Source organism: Bacillus sp. TE8-1, assembly GCF_008368855.1.
Lineage (GTDB): Bacteria > Bacillota > Bacilli > Bacillales > Bacillaceae_G > Bacillus_A > Bacillus_A cereus.
The window spans coordinates 246,383-268,366 of the sequence record NZ_QPET01000012.1; the positions used below are offsets into that span (position 1 = coordinate 246,383).

Genomic DNA, 21,984 nt, shown 5'->3' on the forward strand with positions numbered 1-21,984 from the left:
TACAAAGGTGCATTTTGCTCTTTTTCAATAAGTAATGAATCAATAATCAATGTAAATGTTTTCTTTACTCTTATGTTATTACAATAATTTACATAATACCAAACACTATTACTTATCTGTTTTGTAAAAAAACATTCACAATAACTTATCACCCAAGTTAATCTTTCATGTTATAAAGTAATTTTACAGAAAAATGGGGTGGATATATTTGGTATGCCTATACTAATAGCTATAATTGTTGCATTTAAATATAGGTATAATAGTTAGAATGTTTCGATAAAATCAGTTTGAATTATGTATATTGAAATAATAAGCGCTTTCATAGATATTATACAACAATATAACGGAATATAGTATAAAAAATAAAAAATTATGAATTTATCGTAAACTTTATTTAGATAGTGTTAAATATTGAAAGGAAAGTGAAGGATTTCTACAAAAAAAGTTGCTAAACATAAAAAATGCTCCATAAACAGTTAGTTTCTATAAATATGACGAAAAACACCGTAAAACAAATAACGTATTTCGTGAAATAAAGAAATAAATGAAATATTTTAAAAGGATAAAACAAATATGGAGATATTAAATTTTAAAAAAAGAAGTGAGGAGATATAGTAACAGTTATTTACAGTGTTCCGTGTTTCGCTTCAAAATAGACGTGCTGAAATTGAAAAAAAGTTTCTTCTATATAAATAGCGTGAATAATAATCAAAATATATGTAAAGGGAACTTGACGTAAAGTTTCCTTTACATATATACTCGGTATATGGAAGGAGGGAGAAATTTCCTTGGAAAATAAAATGGTCGAATACCGAAAAAAATTTGGACTATCTCAAGAAAAGTTGGCTGAGAAACTTGGAGTTTCCAGACAAACCATTATCTCAATTGAAAAAGGGAAATACGATCCATCACTTCCGCTAGCATTTGAAATAGCGAAAACATTTCAGACAACAATAGAACATGTATTTATTTATAAAGGAAAAGAAGAGGGGGAATAGGGATGAATTATTCACAAAAGTACTTTGTAATTATGGGGATTATTTTTCTATTTATGAGTGGATTTATGATATTAACAGGTATAATGACGCATTCTGCACCGCCAGCCATAACGTATCCATTGCTTGGGATGATGATTATGTGTTTCTGTCTAAGCTACTTGCATCCGCAATTTAAAGAAAAAGACGAGCGAATGAAACTTATTCGTTATAAAGGAATGTTTGTAACCTTTTTTGCATTAACGGCATATTATCTTCTTTTCTCTATCGGCTTAAACTTAAAAATACTTACACTATCTGCTACTGAATTATTGAATATACTTATGGCACTTACGATGAGTACCGTCTTTATCTCATTTGTTGTTTTGGCAAAAAGATATTAAGATGGAAGAGAGAAAGGAAGATTAACATATGCAAATGATGTATGCTTTTGGCATTGGGCTTGTATTATTTTTAGCAGTATTCTTATTTATTCGTAAAGACGTTCAAGGCGGGACGTTAACGAAACGAGGATTTTATAAAATGATCGGCTGTTTAGTTGTTATGTTTATAGCGATTATTGTAATGATTGTTTTAATAAGTCGGTCACTATAGAATGTAAAAACGGAACCTTACTTCGGTAAGGTTTTTTCTTTATTGTTCAACCTAAAAATTACCACTAAATCCATTTACTATAAATAACTTGTATTATATAATCCAATGAAATGATAGATAAGGAGTGTAGTATATGAATAAAAAAACTATCTTCTATTTATTAACTTGTCTACTACTTGTAGCTAGTACTACTTATATAATATGTAACAAACGAGAACAAGTGCCACCTATGTTAGTATGGGACGAACAAGAATACATGTTACGAATGAACCTGCCAAAGTAGAAGAAGTTGGGCGAAAACTTGGCGAAGTAACAAGGGAAATTAAAATAAGTAAAAAACCTACTAAAAATAGAGAATCTAATACATTACAAGAGAAAACAGAAGTATTCACAATGATTGAGGAAGAAAAAAGTGAATATCCGCCTTTAATCATAAAGGAAGCTTATAGTAATGAATATAGGGTAGTGAGGCCGATGTCGAAGCAGGTATTGTGATGAAAAGGGGATTCCATATGTAGAAAGTAACTTCGTACCTGTGGGCGTAATAAAAGCAATAGGAGAAGTTGTGCTAATGGTTTTTCCTAGTATCTTTAGTGAAGACAAAGAGTAATCGGAAAAACAATGACAGCGCTATCATCATACGTTTATCAGATAAAGATACAACAATGGCAACTCGCGAAGTTACACTAAACTTAATGAAAAACAAAGATGGTGACTATAAAATCGTTGCTAATGATAACTTAAAAGCAGTATTGTTTACGAAGGTGGAATCTTTGAAGGAGATGTTTGGTTGGGAGTGATTTGGATAGAAAAGAGACACTGTATCAGCTAGTAGGTTGATATGGTGTCTCTTTTTATGGTCGAACCTAAGGTCACCCCTGTTAAGATAAGAAACATATATTTTACGTTTTGAGAATATGGAGCGAAAAGTTACTTGTTTCAAGGGTTTATAAAGGACTGTACATTGCTTGTACAAATCTTATAACATAGAAAAATAAAATTTCTTGACCATAAACTTGATTAAATTTTATCAAGTTTATGGTGAATTTTCTGTTAGTTGAATTATTTCCTATTTTGCGGGGATTTAATTAGAATTAGAAGTTAAGGTGAATTTTATTTCTCCCATTTTTTATTGGAAGGTTTTTATATAATAATGAATAAAAAGATTATCTATAATTGTACTTGGAGTACATAATTATAAATGAAATATTTATATGAATTAGTACTATTTGTATAGCACGAACGAAGAAAAACACACTTGTGTTTTTGGTTTTATATGGTAAAATTAATTTATGGAAAATTTCGAAGGTTATAAAATTAGGTTATTGCGTAGGGAAAATGGTTTAACAATTCAAGAGCTTGCTAAATTAGTCAATCTATCCCCTTCTGCTATCGGAATGTACGAAAGAGGAGTGAGGAGGCCTGATTTATCTTTAGCGATAAAACTATCGAAATTGTTTAATTTGAATGTTAATGACTTCTACACTAACGAAGAACATAATGAGCAAAACGCAATGGAGAACCTACAGGAATTGATAGAAGACGTAGACATCGAGTTTATTAATGAAAGAGAGAATGTGAAAAAGGAAGTTTTGAATCGTGCAAATGGTTTCTGTGAATTATGTAATAATTTTGCGCCTTTTATTGGAAATGATGGATTGCCTTATCTGGAAATACATGAAATTGAACCTCAGGGACCTGGTGTGAATTCCAGTGAAACTACTTTTGTAGCGCTTTGTCCAAATTGTTACAAAAGATTACAGGTTTTAAGATTAAAGGGGGATATAATTTATCTTAATGGCAAGGTAAAAAAGAATTAAATTTTTGGAGGTTGCCCATGAGTCTAAAAACGTTATTGACGGATATTGAGAACATAGAAAGCGAAATTAAAAATGAGTTAGAAAAAAGTAATGTTCAAACTACACTTTCTCTTAATACATACAGTAGGATGCTAGAAAAAATTAAATTTATAAAAGATAACAGTACTTTAGATTTTTCATTAGTTTTTATTGGCGAAAAGGGAATAGGAAAAACAACGAATATATGTAGGATTTTAAATTTAGTACATAAGGCTTCCAAGAGGCGAAAGAATAAGAGTATTAAGGTAATAGAGGACATTCTACAAACTGGATCTGGAGCAACTACAATTTGTGATATAGAAATTACTCCTAGTCAAACTGGTAAAACATTTATAACTATAGAGGCGGTAAGTGAACAAGATTTACTTGATTATTTAAGGTCTTTTGCAGAATATATTTTTGCCAAAGCTCACAAAAAAACAAATGAGATATTTAGGGAATCTGAGGAGGGAATCCCATTACCGCCGGAAATTGAAAGAGCTTGCCGTAATATGACAAATTTAAAGGAAACAAAAGAATATGAGAATCGGATAGATCATGGTATAGAATTAGCTAGTAGATTTGCAAATGATGAGATGGGGCTATTCATAGATGCAGTTATTTCATATGCTAATTTGGAAAAACGTTCTCAGGAAGTTTTTGAAGTCAATAATAATCTATCTATGGAAGATGAATTATTATGGATTAAGAATACGTTTAAAAATCTTAATCTTGGGAAAATTGACACATCTTCACTTCCTAAAATTATCAAAATTCATTTGAGTAAAGAAATTTTTAATTTTGATAATTTACCTTATATCAATAAAATTGTGGATACCAGAGGACTAGATTCCTTAGCTAATAGTGATAGAAAAGATCTATACAAGATATTTAGGGAAGAGCCAAATAATATTATTATTTTAATTGACAAGTTTGCTGCCCCGTCTTTATCGTTAATTAACCTTCTTAATACGTATGCATATGACGAGAATTTAAGTTTAATAGATCGAATGATTTTTCTTGTGAATTTTAGAAATAATGAACCAAATCTAGTAGTTGGAGTAGACGGTACAGTAGAAGAAGAAATTGAGGGTATTGAGATTAGAAAGAAACAAATAATAAGAAAATTTATAGAGAACAGAATACCTTTTAACGAGAATAATATTATCTTCTATAATCCGTTAAGGTTTCTTGATAGTGAAAAGCGATTAGAGGTAACAATGGATGATCTTGATGATTATGGCAGTAAGGAAGAGGCTCTGAGATATAAGAATGAAATTATCCAATATGAGAGACAGGATGTTTTAAAACAAGTAAATGCAACGGTTTTAAATATAGTTGAGAAATATGATGAAGAGATTAATGAGATTAGAATTAATTTAGAAAAACTAAAATATAGTCATGAAAACGATCAATATGCTAAAAGCCAAATCATTAAGGTTATTAAAGATGTTGAAGGCTATTATCAAGACAATATCAAGGCTAAAGAGGATGTATTAAAAATTTATAATAACTATTTTATGGGGAAGTATCCTAGTACTATTAGAGCCATAAACATAAGACATGGAGTATACGACCATCACGATATATATCAAGAAGGTGCGATTCGAATAGAAGATTTAGTTAAATATCAATTAAAGGATATTAAGGACAATGTATTATTAAAACTAGAAGGTATTAAGTCTTTTGTGAATATAAGTTCAGGTCAGGAAGTTGCTATTAGAATGTTAATGGAAGATATAGGGGAGATTTATGAAGAAAGAGTTAATAGAATAAATCGGAAGGTTTATCATACATTTGAAAAAAATGTGTTTTCCTTCGAAAAGTATGAGCAATTCTGGCGGAAAACCAATTATAGGTGGGGGCAAGGGAGTGGATATAGGCTCGATATAATTGAATATTATCAAGAGCAAATTAAGGAGAGTCACTTTCTTGAAGCGATAGATGCATTCTTGGTGAATTGTGTAAATTCCTTTGTAGACGATTTAGTTAGGGCCATGGAAAAAATAAGTTAAATGAGAATAGATTAAATCTTTTATTAAAATTTATAAATGAAAAGCAACTTGCATAATAGCCTCTGCTTAAATTTAGGGTGGGGGCTGTGATGTGTATTTTTGGTTTATATTTTTAAAATATATAGAAGTTAGGAGGAGTAAGGTATGACTCTATTAGAACATTTAATACAAAATTATGAGACTGCGAGACTAAAGAGACCAACTGCGTGTATTAAGTATTCATTTAAGTTTTCTAAGACAGATATTAATGTATATTTTGATTGTTATGATGAACAATTGCCAGCTCTCACTTTGATTTTAAAATATTATGGTTCATATCATATTCAAGGTTTTAATCCTACTGTTGATAATATATTTGATGCTAAATATTTAGAAGATATTAATCCCGTCATTTTGCGTGATATTTTGGTAGGTAATAAATTAACTGTGTTATATGGAGAAATAGAGAGAGTTATCTGGGAAGAAGATTATGTTAGATGCAATTATGAAAAAGATAATTCCTTTAGCAGTGTACAGAAATTCCGAAAGATAGATGGAAAATCTATAAATCCCTTCTTTGATCACTTTAGAAGAGGAAGAATGAAAGATAAAAGATTAAAAGAACTACATGCACATTTGAACATATCCAGAGAAAAATTGAGAGAAATACAAGGTATGAACTTTACTATTGTTACAACTGATGATCCAAAAAGGAGGAAGTTGTTTGTTGATGAGTGGAAGAGGATAACCCTAAAGTAGTATTAGACGGGGAATTTTTTGTGAAGTAATTACTTATAAAAGACCTAACAAAATATTATATTTTATTTATATAGTGATGTAATGATTTGGTTGAATTTCCTTACATATGGGGTGAGGTTGGGGCAGTTAGCAGTTATACACTCGAAGATGGAACAGAAGGTATTTATAGAAGCAACTTATCGAGGTAGTACGTGAAGAGATAATTAATGATAAATACCAACCTTTAATATATATGATAGTTAGAGAATAATTGATGGGACGTTTCGATGTGTAATTTTAATGAAATGGTATAATAAATGTATATTTATATTTAAAAGTAGAGGAGAAAAGAGTAAGGAAATGAACCTACAACAAGCGAAGGATTCAGTTGAAAAGTGGAGTCGTTTTATTGAATTAGTTTCAAATTATGAGGTAACTTCTTTAGAGACAGATGCAATATATGAGTATGCTTTAGATAACAATGTTTCAAATGTAGCTGTTAAGTTGAATGAAAAAGGTCATAGAATCCAAGGGGTTAGAGGACCGAAAAAGTTGAATAGTAATGATGTGACAGAGATATTACAGAGGGAAATTATAGACGAGTTACATAGCGTCATAAAAAATACACTTCAAAAAAATCAGCGGAAAATGAGAGGACGTAAATGAAATCTTATTGATGTGCTGAATGGAGAAAGGAGATTAAAAAATACCTTCTGCCTCAAAAGTGCTGTTTCACTCGTTGCGATTAACTATTATATATCCTTGTATATCAAGAAGTTTTAGTATGATCCCGGAGAGGCTCGAACTCACGACCTCCACCCTGTCAAGGTGGCGCTCTCCCTGCTGAGCTACGGGATCCCAACTATAAATATTACGACCAGCAATGTGTTTTCATTCGTGTAATCGGAGGATTTGTATAATTTGTTGAATATTGTAACGTTTGACGTATTCCTATAATAGCAACAAACTTTAGTAGTGTAAAGATGTAATTTTCTGAATATTATCATTCTAATTTGTATATAAAAAATAAGCCCCGAAGAGCTTATTTCAATAATAATAATAATATCACCGCAATTATCAATGATATCATCAAAAATACAAGTATAAATAATGGAGCTTGTTCATGAATTATCTTCCTGTAAGTGTCATTGAAGCTGTATAAATTGTATCTACAGAACCGTCAACATTTTTAATTTCAACTTTGTAACGATATTCCCCGTTTTCTGAAAGTTGTCCACCCCAACCAGTTGTATTGTAAAATTCTTCGTTTGTTCCAGCTGGTAATTCGGAGCCGAAATTGAAGTCAGTTTCATAGTAACCCCAGCCACTTGCCCATTTCTTTTCAATAGTTACACGATAGCGCACATCTTCAGCTCTATCATTTGTGATTTTTGCAATCATATTTTGGCCGTAGCTGTACTCTGTAGCGTGTACTTGAACTGTAACACCGTTCAACGTTTCGCTAGGACCACAAATATAACGACAGAACTCGCTTGCTGCGTCAGCATGTGCTTTTGGTGTTTCAATGTTCATAACCGTTAAACCGCCTAAAGCTAATGCGCCAGTTAATAATACTTTACTAAATGCCTTCACTTGAAATTCCCCCTAAGTATATTCTCAATTCGTTCGATAGGCGTCACATTAAATAGTTTTATAAGATTAATCTAATCGAACACTTTTTTCCTCGAGTGTATTCGCTATGAATCTTTCATCTTGTAGTAATCTAACCTCTACATAAAATTTCATAGTTTTGATTTCATATATGTATCATGATTTACATAGAACAAATCTGTTAATACGTTTTGGTTATTTGCTTATCCCACTACTCTTTATTACCTTTTATTGGTAAAACGTTGATTTTATTATATACCATTATTATCTATTTACAAGAGAAAACAATACTGTATGCAAAAATGCATAATAAAAACACTACTTGTATTCTGAATTACAGAATACAAGTAGTGTTGGGTTTCAATTAATATTTAATTGGAACCCAATGCTAATTTTTTATGTTTAACAGTATACATATATCACTGATTTTTTAGTCATAATTGATAAAATTTGTTCAGGGGACGCTCTTCCTGTTGAGCTATGGGATCTTTAAAAGGGAAAGTATAAGCGATTATGAGAGTAATGTATGAAGGGATAATGATGAGAAGCGAATTTAGTAGAAAGTAGTCTTTGGATGTAGAGGTTATATTATTTCCGATACCAATCCAAAGGACCTTCATCACTCAAATCAACAAGAAAAGGGAACAAGAAGTGTAAAGGTAAGCTTATAAGTTCTGGCATAGCGTTCACTGTTTTCTTTGATAGATATTGCCTCCCAAAACAATACGGACAATCTTTTTCAAATGCCAAGAGTATCGACCATACGTCTTTTACTTTCCACTTCGTTTTAAAATACGTACAACGCGCCATTGAGTTCCTCCTCAGTTTAAGGTGTTTTCTAATATATTCTACTTTATTGTACGAAAGTCATTTGAATTTGATGTGGTAAAATGCAAAACAAGCCTAACTTCTTTCTACATTCAGGAAGGGGTTAAGCTTGTTTTAATTCCGTTCAAAGTCTCTTTGTATCAGGCTGTTTATACATTGCCTAGATAGCTTCGTGTTAAATTCGGGAGAATAATTTTTTCATCTTTACTGTATTTTTCGAATAGCTCTGATAGGAGAAAAATAAAATTTTTATACTGTTCGTCATTTTCTTTCGGAGCATAAGATGCTGATAAATTCCTTCCCAAAAACCCTTCATAATCAAAAAGTAAATCATTTTGATATTCTTTAAAATCATACTTTCCATCTTTAAAAAAGTTCTTAAATACTTCTGGAGTTTCATCTATTCCACCGCTAAAGCCTTTAAAGTTTGGACAGGTTTTCTGGCAAATTTCTGCATTCTCTTTAATAAGTGGACTAGTTAAATCTCTACTATTCCAAACAAGTGCAACATTTGCTTTTTGTTTTAAAATTCGTTGGCATTCGATTTTGAAAGCCTCTTTATTAAACCAATGAAATGCTTGGGCAACAGTTACTAAATCTACACTATTTTCTTTTAAAGTGGTATGTTCAGCAGTTGCTTTTATGGATTGAAAACGAGAATATAGTTTTAACGATTGCTCAGCGATCTTCCTCATATCATCATTTGGTTCAACTCCAATAACATGTAAACCACTTTCAAGCAGCTGGTGGCTAAATATCCCCGTACCTGAACCAATATCAGCCACAATCCGATTCCCTTTCAGTTGGTTAGCTGAAAGCAAGTAATCAATATATTCATTAGGATAACTAGGGCGATATTTTGCATATATATCGGCCCTGTCAGTAAAATTTTCTGTTGTTTTCACAGTACTACCTTCTTTCTTACGATATGATGTACAGAAATAGAAATTAAATATGAATTCCGGCATCAGTCTCTAAGTCTACAACTTAAGAGTCCAGCTAAATAGAAAGCCTCAGTTTCTTTATTCAAATATCCTTTATCCGTTTAGTATACTATTTTAGATAATATCTTCCAAAAGACTATAATGGCTTACTCAATTATGTTTTAAAGTGTATATTTTTATGGATTTATTTAATAATTTATGAGCAATTGTATGTCGTATTACGTTTACGTAGGTAAGAGATTTTCATTTTTGCTATTTAAATTGGCCAATATATCCTTTTTACAATTTACTGAAAATCATGTATAACAGAGATACATGATTATTTTATCTCGCTATTTGCGGGCAGTAAGATCCCTTACCTCGAAATTCAGCAAAAGCAAAGAAGTTAGGTTGGGTCGGGATGGCCGTAAAAGTCCGATTCGTGAGGGTTGATTAAAGTTTCACTTTATAAATATTCAGAAGTAGAGGGAGAAAAGTTGTAATGGTAAGAAAAACGTTCAAGATGCGCGTGTCTAAAAATAGAACGATTTCGATTAATGGTTCGATTCTTGATGTAGATGTTACACATGATGAATTTTTACAAGAGTTTGTTGAGTGGGTCGATTCTAAAGGTTGGTCGTTTATGGGGATAACGGATGAGATTACGCCCGAGGAAGCTAGTCAAAAGTTAATAGATTCGTTGATTGATGAGAAGGATAAGAAAGAGTAATTCCTTCTTATTTTTATTGTATATTTATGTTCTTTATCGTAAAAATATGATATAGTAAAAAATAGTGAAAATTCTTCCAGTTTAATACAAATTACATATGATTGGTAGATTTATTATTTTGTTAGAGGAGTAAATGGAAAAGGGAGAGTCATATGGTAAATTTTAAGAAAATTTTGGTTTTTATTACAGTTATTTGTTTGTTTTTGTTGACACCTATGACATTGCGTGCTGAGACGAATATTGGAGTAAATCCAGAACAAGTTGCACCACCACCTGCAGAAGGACCGAATGTTTTTAGTCAGTTTGCAACGACAATTGATGCAAAAACAGGAGATGTTTTGTATGACAAAAACGCATATCACCGTGCATATCCTGCTAGTACGACGAAGGTGTTAACAGCGATTTTACTCATGGAGCATACAAAGCCAGAGGATCAATTTACATTTTCACAATTAGCATTAGATCAAGAGAAGAGTAATTATCAAATTGAGTTTCAACCTGGAGAGACAATTAATAGAAATACTGCGCTTATGATTTTAATGGTGCTGAGTGCGAATGATGTGTCGTATGCGATTGCGGAGCGGATTGGCGGGAGTGTTGAGAATTTCGCTAATATGATGAATGAGAAAGCGAAGCAATTAGGGGCGAAAGATAGCCACTTTGTAACACCGAATGGATTACATGATCCGAACCATTATACGACGCCGTATGATATGGCTATGATTACGAAGGGTGTGCAAAAGTATCCTGAAATTTTACAAGCGATGAATATGAAAAGAACGACAGTTACGACGTCTAGGCAGACGGTGTCTATTTTTAATAAATCTAATTTTTTTGAAAATCCATATAGCATTGGCGGTAAAACAGGGTTTACGAATGAAGCGCGTAATACACTTGTTTTATTAAATGAGAAAGATGGAAATCGTATTATAAGCGTAGTAATGGCTTCTCAAAGACCTGAAATTTATGAAGATTTGAAGCAGATGGCGGACTATTCTTTCGGTCAATTTACGAAGCAAATGGTGCTTGATAAACATAATTGGCATCAAAAAACAACATATTTAAATAAAGATGTTAATTCTGAGTTGGAACAAAGTGCAGAGCTTATGCTTAAGAAAGATGAAGGGAAAAATGTGAAAACTATTTTCCGGGCGGCTTCATTAGATAAAGAATCTTTATATCATAAAGGAATACATCGTGGTGAGGTAGTTGGTGCAGTTGATATTACGAAAAATAATCAAACAATTGCGACGGTAAATGTTCTTTCAACAGAAGATGTCACTTTTGCGATGCCTAGAAAAGATACAACTATGCCTGAAGTAAAAGACTCAAATATGAAAGTAATAAGTGTTGGGATAGGTGCGATTGTATTATTTGGAGCAATTTTATATGTAGTGTTGCGCCGAAATACAAAAGGAATGAAATCGGAAGGTAAATAAATTACTAATAAAAAGACTGTGTAAAATTTTGGCACAGTCTTTTTTATATATCTTAAATAACTAATAATTGTAAATTTTCTTATTGCAATAACTTAAAGTTCGTTATATCATTTACTTGTGTTCTTGTTAAAGAACGCAATGGATATTGCATACTTCAAATAATATAAAACAACGGAGAGGGAGAGAGACGATGAAATTAATATGGAAGATAATTAGCAACGCGATCTCATTTGTTTTATTTGCATTGATGGTTTTTTTAGCTTTTGTAGTTATTTCTTCAAAAGCAAGCGGTGGTGATCCGACAGTGATGGGATATCAATTTAAGAGCGTTCTTTCAGGATCAATGGAGCCGACGTTTTTAACAGGATCAATCATTGCAATAGAACCAAACAAAGATGGTTCTAAATATCAAAAAGGTGATGTTATTACCTTTAAAGAGAAAGATCAAAAAATTATCACTCACCGTATTATCGGTGTGAAAGATACAAATGGAAAAGTAATGTATGAAACAAAAGGGGATAACAACAACGGACCAGATTTAGAGCCAGTACTTGCAGAAAATGTAGTTGGAAAGTATGCAGATATTACAGTTCCATATGTTGGTTATTTACTGAATTATGCGAATTCGAAAGCAGGAGCAGCATTACTTCTTATTATTCCAGGAGTCTTTTTGCTTGGTTATTCCGCTATTTCTATTTTTGGTGCTATTCGTAGCATTGACGGAGAAAAGAAAGATAAAAAAGTAGAACAATCCGTCTAGTTCGTTTGGTTATACTTTCCGTTTAGGAAGTTAACAAATATATATTAAGGGGATATGGACATGACTTTAAAGAAAAAATTAGGAATGGGTATTACATCAGCAGTATTAGGAGCAGCTTTAGTTGGTGGAGGAACATTTGCATTTTTCAGTGATAAAGAAGTGTCAAACAATACATTTGCGGCTGGAACACTGGATTTAGCATTAAATCCATCAACAGTTGTTAACGTATCGAATTTAAAGCCTGGGGATACAATTGAAAAAGAATTTAAACTAGAAAATAAAGGCTCTTTAGATATTAAAAAGGTTCTACTGAAAACAGATTATAATGTAGAAGATGTAAAGAAAGATAATAAAGATGATTTTGGTAAACATATTAAAGTAACATTCTTAAAAAATGTAGATAAGCATGAGACAATTGTGAAACAAACTACTTTAGATAAATTAAAAGGTGACACACTTACAGCTGTAGATAATGATTTATCGGCTTGGTTCTGGGATGAAAAAGGTATTTCAGCAGGTAAATCTGATAAATTCAAAGTGAAATTTGAGTTCGTTGATAATGGAAAAGATCAAAATCAATTCCAAGGCGATAAGTTACAATTAAATTGGACGTTTGATGCACAACAAACAGCAGGTGAAGAAAGATAATAATAAAAAGGGCTATCACATGGATAGCCCTTTTTCTATTTTTCTAGTATTTGTCTATCAATTTTAATAGTTCTTTACTATAATATAGATAATGTTCTGTATAAAGAACGTAATGTTCGATGGGAGAGATTAAGATGCTGAAAAGACCGCGTAATTTTAAAAAGATGCTTATATTGCCGTGTATGTGTTCTATTACGTTTTATTTAGGATCTCAAATTATGACGCATACAGAAGCGGCGTTCATTCATGAAACGAAAGTAGAAGCGACGCTTTCTACAGCAATTATATTTCCGAAAACAGTTAATACGTTAAAAGAGCAATCTGAGAAACATAAACAGTTTATTGAGCGTGAGTATGGAACGATGAAGGGGAAATCGAAAGCAACTTCTATTGAAGAAATAAAACAGGCGATTTCTGTATGGCAACAAGGGCGTGAGAAAATTGTTGCTGAGAAGGAAGCTCTGCAAAATGTATATACTGAAATAGAAGCTCCTTACAATCAAATACAAGAAGAATTAAAGGTAAATAAAGATGAGTCGATGCAGCAAGTGTCCATATATGTAAATGAAGGCTTTCGCAGTATCAAAGAGAAGCGTGACTATATTGAGAAAGAAATTAGCTTGAAAGCTATTGATGAGCAAATTCAGGCTCTTCAGCAACAATTAAACGTTGCAATTGAAGCGGAAGGACAAAAGAAAGTAGAAGAACAAAAGAAAGCCGAAGAACAAAAGAAAGTAGAAGAACAAAAGAAAGCCGAAGAACAAAAGAAAGTAGAAGAACAAAAGAAAGCCGAAGAACAGAAGAAAGTAGAAGAACAGAAGAAAGTAGAAGAACAGAAGAAAGTAGAAGAACAGAAGAAAGTAGAAGAACAGAAAAAAGTAGAAGAACAGAAAAAAGTAGAAGAGCAAAAGAAAGCGGAAGAACAGAAAAAGCTAGAAGAGCAGAAGAAAGCGGAGGAACTGCTTTAGTGAAACAGCTAGAAAACAAGAATGTGGTGTAAGAGAGAGTGAACGAATAAGCAAGACTAGTAATATTTATACGAGTGTGAGGGAACGTTAGCCCTCACCTCTTTGTTTTTCTTTTTTCTTATAGTATTAAATGATTTGAGTGTGAAAAAAGTTATAAATTATCATCATTTTTTTCTGAAAAGTCTAAATAATATTGAGAAATAAAAATAACTGAAAATATTAATAAATATGTGTTGTGTTTATATAGGGTTGTTCGTTATAATGAACATAAGGTTTTTAAAAAAGAACACATATTAGCTAAGCTAATATAGTTTTCTTTACATCTCTTATTGAAAAATAAGTGATAAAAATATAAAAAAAAGCTAGGGGGAATTGATTGTGAGTCTGAAAAAGAAATTAGGTATGGGAGTTGCATCAGCAGCATTGGGGTTAGCTTTAATTGGTGGAGGAACATTTGCATTCTTTAGCGATAAAGAAGTATCAAACAATACATTTGCAGCTGGGACGTTAGACCTTACATTAAACCCTAAGACGCTTGTAGATATTAAAGATTTAAAACCAGGGGATTCTGTTAAGAAAGAGTTCTTATTACAAAACAGCGGTTCGTTAACTATTAAAGATGTTAAATTAGCAACAAAGTATACTGTTAAAGATGCAAAAGGTGATAATGCTGGTGAAGACTTTGGTAAGCACGTTAAAGTAAAATTCCTTTGGAACTGGGATAAACAAAGTGAGCCTGTATACGAAACAACTTTAGCAGACTTACAAAAAGTTGATCCAGATCTTTTAGCTAAAGACATCTTTGCTCCTGAGTGGGGAGAAAAGGGTGGATTAGCAGCTGGTACAGAGGATTATCTATGGGTACAATTTGAATTTGTAGATAATGGAAAAGATCAAAATATCTTCCAAGGTGATACATTGAATTTAGAATGGACATTCAATGCTAACCAAGAAGCTGGGGAAGAAAAATAATAAAAAAGCGGGTATCCCCCGCTTTTTTTATAAAGAAAAAGAAGTGCTACTTGTAAGCACTTCTTTCTATTTATTATTTTGCTTCCACTTTGTAAATTCAAGAAATTCACGAAATTGTTCTTTGGAGACACCAGAGTTCATTGCATCTTTAACGAGTTGTGTCCATTCGGAGTCTAGGTTAGTTTCCTTTGTTGTTTCATCATGAAGTAAAGTATCAACTGGAATTTGTAGAACTGCTGCGATCTTTTCAAGAAACTGAATGGAAGGGTTTTTTTGTAAATTTCGTTCTATAGAACTAATGTAAGATTTAGCAACGCCAGCTTTTTCGGCAAGTTCAGTTAATGAAATCCCTTTTTGTAAACGAAGGCGTTTTATACGTTCTCCAATCATATTTGCGCACCTTTCTATCAATATGTAGTTGTCTTATGATGTCATTATTATAACATAAACTTCGTTAAAAAGAACAAACCTATTGAGCCTGACTGGATGGCTTCATACGTTGGAAAAATTGCTCGATGTCTTGCATGGCGATACCGGCATCTAGAGCTTCAAGTATTAAATCAATCCATTCTTGATCCAGTGCGTCTGTCTTATCTTTGTACAAATGTAATTCCTCCCTAATTATCGGTCATAATTGCTGCTACAGAATACATGATAATGCAATTGGATTTTGTGTTTTATATAGTGAATTATCAAATATTGTGTAGATGAAACAAAGATAAAATCCCCATTAAACTCCCTCTATGGAAATTATAAATTGTTCGATAAAAACTTTCAATATTTTCAGAAAACATTGTTGAATTGTGATATATTCGTATGCTAACTATGAAATTTTTACAAATATATTAAAAATATTACATAATATGACTAAATATTGAAAAAATATTGAATTTTTAATAAAATTCAATTTGTAATACATATTATTTATTAGGGGAGGAAATAAGGGATGAACAAGAAACCGTTCAAAGTTTTGTCATCAATCGCTTTAACAGCTGTATTAGGCCTTTCATTCGGGGCTGGCACTCAATCTGCATATGCTGAAACGCCTGCGAATAAAACGGCTACGAGCCCAGTTGATGATCACTTAATTCCGGAAGAACGTTTAGCAGATGCGCTAAAAAAACGTGGGGTAATTGATTCGTCAGCTTCAGAGAAAGAAACAAAGAAAGCTGTCGAAAAGTATGTAGAGAACAAAAAGGGTGAAAATCCTGGGAAAGAAGTACCGAATGGGGATCAACTTACGAAAGAAGCATCTGATTTTTTAAAGAAAGTGAAAGATGCGAAAGCAGACACGAAAGAAAAATTAGATAACCCTGCAACAGGAACACCTGCAGCGACAGGCCCAGTTAAAGGCGGTCTAAATGGTAAAGTACCAACTTCTCCAGCGAAACAAAAAGACTATAACGGTGAAGTTCGTAAAGATAAAGTACTCGTTTTACTTGTAGAGTACGCTGACTTTAAACATAATAATATCGACAAAGAGCCTGGATATATGTATTCTAACGATTTTAATAAAGAACATTATGAAAAAATGTTATTTGGCAACGAGCCGTTTACATTAGATGATGGAAGTAAAATTGAAACGTTTAAACAATATTACGAAGAGCAATCTGGTGGTAGTTACACAGTGGACGGAACAGTTACAAAATGGTTAACAGTTCCTGGTAAAGCTGCTGATTACGGTGCAGATGCTGCTAGCGGCGGTCATGATAATAAAGGACCAAAAGGCCCACGTGATTTAGTAAAAGATGCATTAAAAGCAGCTGTAGATAGCGGTCTTGATCTATCAGAGTTTGATCAATTTGATCAATATGATGTAAATGGTGATGGAAATAAAAATCAACCGGATGGTTTAATTGATCACTTAATGATTATTCATGCAGGTGTTGGACAAGAAGCAGGTGGGGGTAAATTAGGTGATGATGCAATTTGGTCACATCGCTGGACAGTTGGACCAAAACCATTCGCAATTGAAGGTACACAAGCGAAAGTTCCATATTGGGGTGGAAAGATGGCAGCGTTCGACTACACAATTGAACCAGAAGATGGAGCAGTTGGTGTATTCGCACATGAATATGGTCATGATTTAGGTTTACCAGATGAGTATGATACACAATATAGCGGTGCTGGTGAGCCAATTCAAGCTTGGTCTATCATGAGTGGCGGAAGCTGGGCTGGTAAAATTGCAGGTACAACACCAACGAGCTTATCACCACAAAATAAAGAGTTTTTCCAAAAAACAATCGGTGGTAACTGGGCAAATATCGTAGAAGTAGATTACGAGAAATTAAATAAAGGTATCGGCCTAGCAACATATTTAGACCAAAGTGTTACGAAATCTAACCGTCCAGGTATGATTCGTGTTAACTTACCAGACAAAGATATAAAAACAATTGAACCGGCATTCGGAAAACAGTATTACTACAGCACAAAAGGTGATGATCTTCATACGAAGATGGAAACACCACTGTTCGATTTAACAAATGCAACGACTGCAAAATTTGACTTCAAATCATTATATGAAATTGAAGCAGAGTATGATTTCCTTGAAGTACACGCTGTAACGGAAGATGGTCAACAAACGTTAATTGAAAGACTTGGTGAGAAAGCAAATAGTGGAAATGCAGATTCGACAAATGGAAAATGGATTGACAAATCATATGATTTAAGCCAGTTCAAAGGTAAGAAAGTAAAATTAACATTTGATTACATTACTGATGGTGGTTTAGCATTAAATGGTTTCTTACTTGATAATGCTTCATTAACAGTAGATGATAAAGTAGTATTCTCTGATGACGCAGAAGGTACGCCACAATTCAAATTAGATGGTTTTGCTGTTTCTAACGGAACAGAGAAGAAAAGCCATAACTACTATGTTGAGTGGAGAAACTATGCTGGTTCAGATAACGCGTTAAAATTTGCACGTGGTCCAGTATATAACGCTGGTATGGTCGTATGGTATGCAGATTCAGCTTATACAGATAACTGGGTTGGTGTACATCCAGGACACGGTTTCCTAGGTGTAGTTGATTCTCATCCAGAAGCAATTGTAGGAACTTTAAATGGTAAACCGACAGTGGAAAGTAGTACACGATTCCAAATCGCAGATGCGGCGTTCTCATTTGATAAAACGCCAGCTTGGAAAGTCGTATCTCCAACGCGTGGAACGTATACGTATGATGGTTTAGCAGGTGTACCGAAGTTTGATGATTCTAAAACGTATATTAATCAACAGATTCCAGATGCAGGACGTATTTTACCGAAGCTTGGTCTGAAGTTTGAAGTAGTAGGACAAGCTGATGATAATTCTGCAGGTGCTGTTCGTTTATATCGTTAATACTGTAAAACTACCGAGAGATTTTCTTTCGGTAGTTTTTTTGTGAGCAATGAATTTTATATAGCTGAAAAAGTCATATATAATGTAACCTTAAGAATAGAAATTTGTTATATATGAAGTCTATATAAATAATGAAAGAATTGGATAAAAATAGTGGGAGAAGGTGAGTGAATGAGTATTTCCTCTATTGTAAGTAGGCAAAAGGAATATTTTTTAAAAGGGCATACGAGAAGCATCGAAATGCGAAAGAATAATTTGAAGAAGCTTTATGAAGGCATTCAGCATTTTGAAGAAGAAATATTTCAGGCATTGAAATTAGATTTAAATAAGTCAGTTCACGAGTCGTTTACAACGGAAGTTGGATATGTATTAAAAGAAATTTCCTTTCAATTGAAACATATTTCATCGTGGAGTAAACCGAAACGAGTTCGAACAGCACTTACTCATTTTGGATCAAAAGGAAAAGTAGTGCCAGAACCGTATGGTGTGACGCTTATTATTGCACCGTGGAACTATCCTTTTCAATTAGCAATTGCACCACTTGTAGGAGCACTGGCAGCTGGAAATACAATCGTTTTAAAGCCGTCAGAGTTAACACCAAGCGTTTCAAAAGTGCTTAAGAGAATGTTAGATGAATTATTCCCAGAAGAGCTTGTAGCGGTAGTAGAAGGTGGCGTTGAAGAGAGTACATCTTTGCTGAGGGAACCGTTTGATTATATTTTCTTTACTGGTAGTGTTGGCGTTGGAAAAGTTGTAATGGAAGCAGCAGCGAAGCAGTTGACGCCGCTCACTTTAGAACTTGGCGGGAAAAGTCCTTGTATTGTACATAAAGATGCAAAGATAGAGATGACAGCAAGAAGAATTGTTTGGGGTAAGTTTTTAAATGCGGGGCAGACGTGTGTAGCGCCTGATTATATGTATGTGCATTCTTCCGTGAAAGAAAAGCTAATTGAGGCACTGCGACATGAAATTATAGAGCAGTATAGTAAAGAACCTTTGCAAAATGAAAATTATGTGCGTATTGTAAGTGAGCGCCATTTCGAACGATTATGTGGATTTTTACAAGATGGTCAAGTCGTAATTGGTGGAAACTATAAGAAAGATACATTACATATTGAACCGACAGTACTAGCGGATATTACATGGAAAGATACTGTTATGGAAGATGAAATTTTTGGTCCGATTTTACCAATCATAGAGTACGACAACATAGAAGATGTAATTGGCACAATCCAGCAACATCCGAAGCCGTTAGCGTTATATGTATTTTCTGAAGATAAAGAAGTACAAAAGAAAGTGACGAGTAATATTTCATATGGTGGAGGCTGTATTAATGATGTTGTCTATCATCTTGCCACGCCATATTTACCTTTTGGGGGTGTTGGAAGTAGTGGATTAGGGGGTTATCATGGGAAAGAAAGTTTTCGGACTTTTTCACATTATAAAAGCATTTTAGCCCAATCTACAGCATTCGACATGAAAATTCGTTACTCTTCTACAAAAAGTGCTTTAAAATTCATACGAAAGTTGTTAAAATGATGATGGTGTTTATCAGTAGGCGTAGCCGTATGATAATAGCCCCTTCGCAATGGAAGGGGTTTTTCTGTTCGACGTTATGTATCATGCGAAAATGAATCAAACATACTACATAAAGAATAGAAACGAACGCTTGTTAAATAACCATTTTTGTTTGGATCGAAACAAAAAATAGTCTATAGAACATAAATATTTATTCATGAATATAAAAATTTAAAATTTAAGGTAGATAGGACGGGAAAATGAAAAAGATTATTAAAGTTGAAGCAGTTGAAAAACATTTTGGAAATCAAGTGATTATCCCACCTCTTTCTTTAGATATTAAAGAGGGAGAGTTTTTAACAATTTTAGGGCCGAGTGGCTGCGGGAAAACGACTTTACTTCGTATGATCGCAGGATTTGAAACTCCAACTAAAGGGAATCTTTTATTAGATGATGAAAGAATTAACGATTTGCCGCCATATAAGCGTCATATGAACCTAGTGTTCCAACATTACGCACTATTCCCACATATGACAGTAGAGAAGAATATTTGTTTTGGTATGAAAATGCAGAAAGTATCAGCAGCAGAGCAGAAAGAGCGTGCTGAAGAGGCAATGCGTTTAACGCAGTTACTTGAGTTCCGTAATCGTAAACCTGCGAAGCTTTCTGGTGGACAACAGCAGCGTGTTGCAATTGCAAGAGCGATTGTAAATAATCCGCGTGTATTACTATTAGATGAGCCACTTGGAGCGCTTGACTTTAAGTTACGAAAAGACTTGCAACGTGAATTGAAAAACTTACAACGTAATTTAGGAATTACGTTCATATACGTAACGCACGATCAAGAAGAAGCAATGAGCATGAGCGATCGTATTGTCGTTATGAATAAAGGACATATCGAACAAATCGGAACGCCGAAAGAAATTTATAATAAGCCAAAAACATTGTTCGTTGCGACATTCATCGGTGAAAATAATATTGTGAAGAACGGGGAAGGCTATGTAGCAATTCGCCCTGAAAATGTAAAAGTACGTTCGGTTGAAGAACCAATTTTAAAAGAATACCATCTTGGACATATTGAAGATATTGAGTTTGTCGGAAATATGGAGAAGCTTTATGTACGTGATGAGAAAACATCAGAATTACTAATGGCATATCAAACTGCTGAAGAGGCAGCGCAGTGGAGCATTGGAGATAATGTATATGTAGGCTGGGAGCAAGAGGACGAGGTGACCTTAAATTGAAAAAAGGGAAATTACTCGCACTACCTACAGTCGCGTGGCTGTTAATTTTCTTCCTAATCCCGCTCGTATTCGTATTAGGATTCGCCTTCATGCAGCGCGGAGCTTACGGGACAGTAGAAATGCAATTTACGCTGGAGAATATATCCCGTGTATTTGATCCATTGTACTTAGGAACGTTATGGGAAACTGTTAAGATCGCAGTTATTACAACAGTAATATGTTTATTAATTGGTTATCCGTTTGCGTATACAATTACAATTGTTGACCGCAAATACCGCTCTATTCTTTTATTATTGGCAACGATCCCGTTTTGGATTAACTTTCTTGTTCGTTCATACGCATGGATTGTTATTTTACGTTCACAAGGTCTTGTGAATACGTTGTTATTAAAGCTTGGCATTATTAGTGAACCGTTAAATTTATTATATAATACTCCTTCTGTAATACTCGGAATGGTCTATTCTTTATTACCATTTATGATTTTACCAGTGTATGCAGCAATTGAGCAGCTGGATAAGCGTAAGCTAGAAGCGGCTTATGATTTAGGAGCAACACCAATAAAGGCATTTTGGAATATAACAGTGCCGATGACGATGTCAGGAATTGCGACTGGTTCTATTTTAGTATTCGTTTCTTCTATCGGAATGTTTGTTGTATCAGACGTGATGGGCGGATCGAAAGTAGCATTAATCGGAAACGTTATTCAAAATCAATTCTTAGGTGCACGTGACTGGCCGTTTGGATCTGCGTTATCGATTATCGTTGTTCTATTCTCTGTTCTGTTAATTTACTTATATTATCGTGCAACGAAAGTATATAAATATAATGAGAACGGAGGGGAATAGGC

22 protein-coding genes, 1 tRNA gene and 2 pseudogenes are annotated in these 21,984 nt (G+C 33.5%); 19 read left to right on the top strand and 6 right to left on the bottom strand.

Annotation, left to right across the window (positions count from 1 at the left end; genetic code table 11):
• Positions 1-788 precede the first annotated feature (788 nt).
• From DN404_RS10675 to DN404_RS10715, 9 genes and pseudogenes are all read left to right on the top strand, one after another.
• On the top strand, positions 789-998 hold the full coding sequence (locus DN404_RS10675; RefSeq protein WP_000428513.1) for a helix-turn-helix transcriptional regulator: 210 nt from the start codon (positions 789-791) through the stop codon (positions 996-998).
• A gap of 2 nt (positions 999-1,000) precedes the next feature.
• Positions 1,001-1,378, top strand: a complete 378-nt coding sequence (locus tag DN404_RS10680; protein ID WP_001109895.1) for a hypothetical protein — start codon at positions 1,001-1,003, stop codon at positions 1,376-1,378.
• A gap of 28 nt (positions 1,379-1,406) precedes the next feature.
• A complete protein-coding gene (locus DN404_RS10685; protein ID WP_001178303.1) occupies positions 1,407-1,589 on the top strand; it encodes a DUF3976 domain-containing protein in 183 nt (60 codons plus the stop codon).
• A gap of 133 nt (positions 1,590-1,722) precedes the next feature.
• Positions 1,723-2,084, top strand: a pseudogene (locus DN404_RS10690) (hypothetical protein).
• Between the two features lie 19 nt (positions 2,085-2,103).
• A pseudogene (locus DN404_RS10695) lies at positions 2,104-2,389 on the top strand (hypothetical protein); the annotation flags it as partial.
• A 492-nt stretch (positions 2,390-2,881) separates the two neighbouring features.
• A complete protein-coding gene (locus DN404_RS10700; RefSeq protein WP_087875080.1) occupies positions 2,882-3,409 on the top strand; it encodes a helix-turn-helix domain-containing protein in 528 nt (175 codons plus the stop codon).
• A gap of 17 nt (positions 3,410-3,426) precedes the next feature.
• Entirely contained in the window at positions 3,427-5,442 is a 2,016-nt protein-coding gene (locus DN404_RS10705) for a hypothetical protein (RefSeq protein WP_087875081.1), read from the top strand.
• Between the two features lie 144 nt (positions 5,443-5,586).
• Positions 5,587-6,180, top strand: coding sequence for a hypothetical protein (locus DN404_RS10710; protein ID WP_149215056.1), 594 nt, complete (start codon positions 5,587-5,589; stop codon positions 6,178-6,180).
• Between the two features lie 339 nt (positions 6,181-6,519).
• The gene (locus DN404_RS10715) at positions 6,520-6,825 is read left to right on the top strand and encodes a hypothetical protein (protein WP_098963481.1); all 306 of its coding nucleotides are present in this window, start codon (positions 6,520-6,522) and stop codon (positions 6,823-6,825) included.
• Positions 6,826-6,944: 119 nt separating this feature from the next.
• On the opposite strand, the gene DN404_RS10720 is transcribed toward DN404_RS10715, so the two are convergent.
• The 4 genes from DN404_RS10720 to DN404_RS10735 form a co-directional block, all read right to left on the bottom strand.
• A tRNA-Val gene (locus tag DN404_RS10720) sits at positions 6,945-7,017 on the bottom strand.
• 270 nt (positions 7,018-7,287) lie between these two features.
• Positions 7,288-7,752: a hypothetical protein gene (locus DN404_RS10725; protein WP_071741054.1), complete on the bottom strand. Its 465-nt coding sequence runs from the start codon at positions 7,750-7,752 to the stop codon at positions 7,288-7,290.
• A gap of 606 nt (positions 7,753-8,358) precedes the next feature.
• Positions 8,359-8,580 carry a hypothetical protein gene (locus tag DN404_RS10730; protein WP_149215057.1) on the bottom strand — a complete coding sequence of 74 codons (222 nt, stop codon included), beginning with the start codon at positions 8,578-8,580 and terminating at the stop codon, positions 8,359-8,361.
• A 167-nt stretch (positions 8,581-8,747) separates the two neighbouring features.
• Positions 8,748-9,503 carry a class I SAM-dependent methyltransferase gene (locus tag DN404_RS10735; protein ID WP_149215058.1) on the bottom strand — a complete coding sequence of 252 codons (756 nt, stop codon included), beginning with the start codon at positions 9,501-9,503 and terminating at the stop codon, positions 8,748-8,750.
• A 520-nt stretch (positions 9,504-10,023) separates the two neighbouring features.
• Here DN404_RS10735 and DN404_RS10740 point away from each other — a divergent pair.
• The 6 genes from DN404_RS10740 to calY all read left to right on the top strand — a co-directional run bounded on the left by DN404_RS10740 (position 10,024) and on the right by calY (position 15,038).
• Positions 10,024-10,251, top strand: coding sequence for a hypothetical protein (locus DN404_RS10740; protein WP_000251856.1), 228 nt, complete (start codon positions 10,024-10,026; stop codon positions 10,249-10,251).
• Between the two features lie 152 nt (positions 10,252-10,403).
• A complete protein-coding gene (locus DN404_RS10745; RefSeq protein ID WP_149215059.1) occupies positions 10,404-11,690 on the top strand; it encodes a D-alanyl-D-alanine carboxypeptidase family protein in 1,287 nt (428 codons plus the stop codon).
• Positions 11,691-11,880: 190 nt separating this feature from the next.
• Entirely contained in the window at positions 11,881-12,450 is a 570-nt protein-coding gene (gene sipW, locus DN404_RS10750) for a signal peptidase I SipW (protein WP_000767792.1), read from the top strand.
• A 60-nt stretch (positions 12,451-12,510) separates the two neighbouring features.
• Entirely contained in the window at positions 12,511-13,098 is a 588-nt protein-coding gene (locus DN404_RS10755; RefSeq protein ID WP_000172852.1) for a CalY family protein, read from the top strand.
• A 134-nt stretch (positions 13,099-13,232) separates the two neighbouring features.
• A complete protein-coding gene (locus DN404_RS10760) occupies positions 13,233-14,066 on the top strand; it encodes a DUF4047 domain-containing protein (protein ID WP_149215060.1) in 834 nt (277 codons plus the stop codon).
• 378 nt (positions 14,067-14,444) lie between these two features.
• The gene (calY, locus tag DN404_RS10765) at positions 14,445-15,038 is read left to right on the top strand and encodes a biofilm matrix protein CalY (protein WP_000053714.1); all 594 of its coding nucleotides are present in this window, start codon (positions 14,445-14,447) and stop codon (positions 15,036-15,038) included.
• 66 nt (positions 15,039-15,104) lie between these two features.
• On the opposite strand, the gene DN404_RS10770 is transcribed toward calY, so the two are convergent.
• Both DN404_RS10770 and DN404_RS10775 read right to left on the bottom strand, forming a co-directional pair.
• Positions 15,105-15,428, bottom strand: a complete 324-nt coding sequence (locus tag DN404_RS10770) for a helix-turn-helix domain-containing protein (protein WP_000578884.1) — start codon at positions 15,426-15,428, stop codon at positions 15,105-15,107.
• Positions 15,429-15,507: 79 nt separating this feature from the next.
• Positions 15,508-15,642 (bottom strand): anti-repressor SinI family protein, encoded by a 135-nt coding sequence (locus tag DN404_RS10775; RefSeq protein WP_000276219.1) that lies wholly within the window; start codon positions 15,640-15,642, stop codon positions 15,508-15,510.
• Positions 15,643-15,984: 342 nt separating this feature from the next.
• Between DN404_RS10775 and inhA1 the strand changes: the two genes are divergently transcribed.
• The 4 genes from inhA1 (at position 15,985) to potB (ending at position 21,982) form a co-directional block, all read left to right on the top strand.
• Complete coding sequence (inhA1, locus tag DN404_RS10780; protein ID WP_001035937.1) at positions 15,985-18,375, top strand: M6 family metalloprotease immune inhibitor InhA1; 2,391 nt, start codon at positions 15,985-15,987, stop codon at positions 18,373-18,375.
• A gap of 171 nt (positions 18,376-18,546) precedes the next feature.
• Positions 18,547-19,914: an aldehyde dehydrogenase gene (locus DN404_RS10785; RefSeq protein ID WP_025709888.1), complete on the top strand. Its 1,368-nt coding sequence runs from the start codon at positions 18,547-18,549 to the stop codon at positions 19,912-19,914.
• Positions 19,915-20,153: 239 nt separating this feature from the next.
• Positions 20,154-21,137, top strand: coding sequence for a spermidine/putrescine ABC transporter ATP-binding protein PotA (gene potA / locus DN404_RS10790; RefSeq protein ID WP_000720333.1), 984 nt, complete (start codon positions 20,154-20,156; stop codon positions 21,135-21,137).
• The gene (gene potB, locus DN404_RS10795) at positions 21,134-21,982 is read left to right on the top strand and encodes a spermidine/putrescine ABC transporter permease PotB (RefSeq protein WP_000715500.1); all 849 of its coding nucleotides are present in this window, start codon (positions 21,134-21,136) and stop codon (positions 21,980-21,982) included. Before potA ends, potB begins: the two co-directional genes overlap by 4 nt.
• The last annotated feature ends 2 nt before the right edge of the window (positions 21,983-21,984 follow it).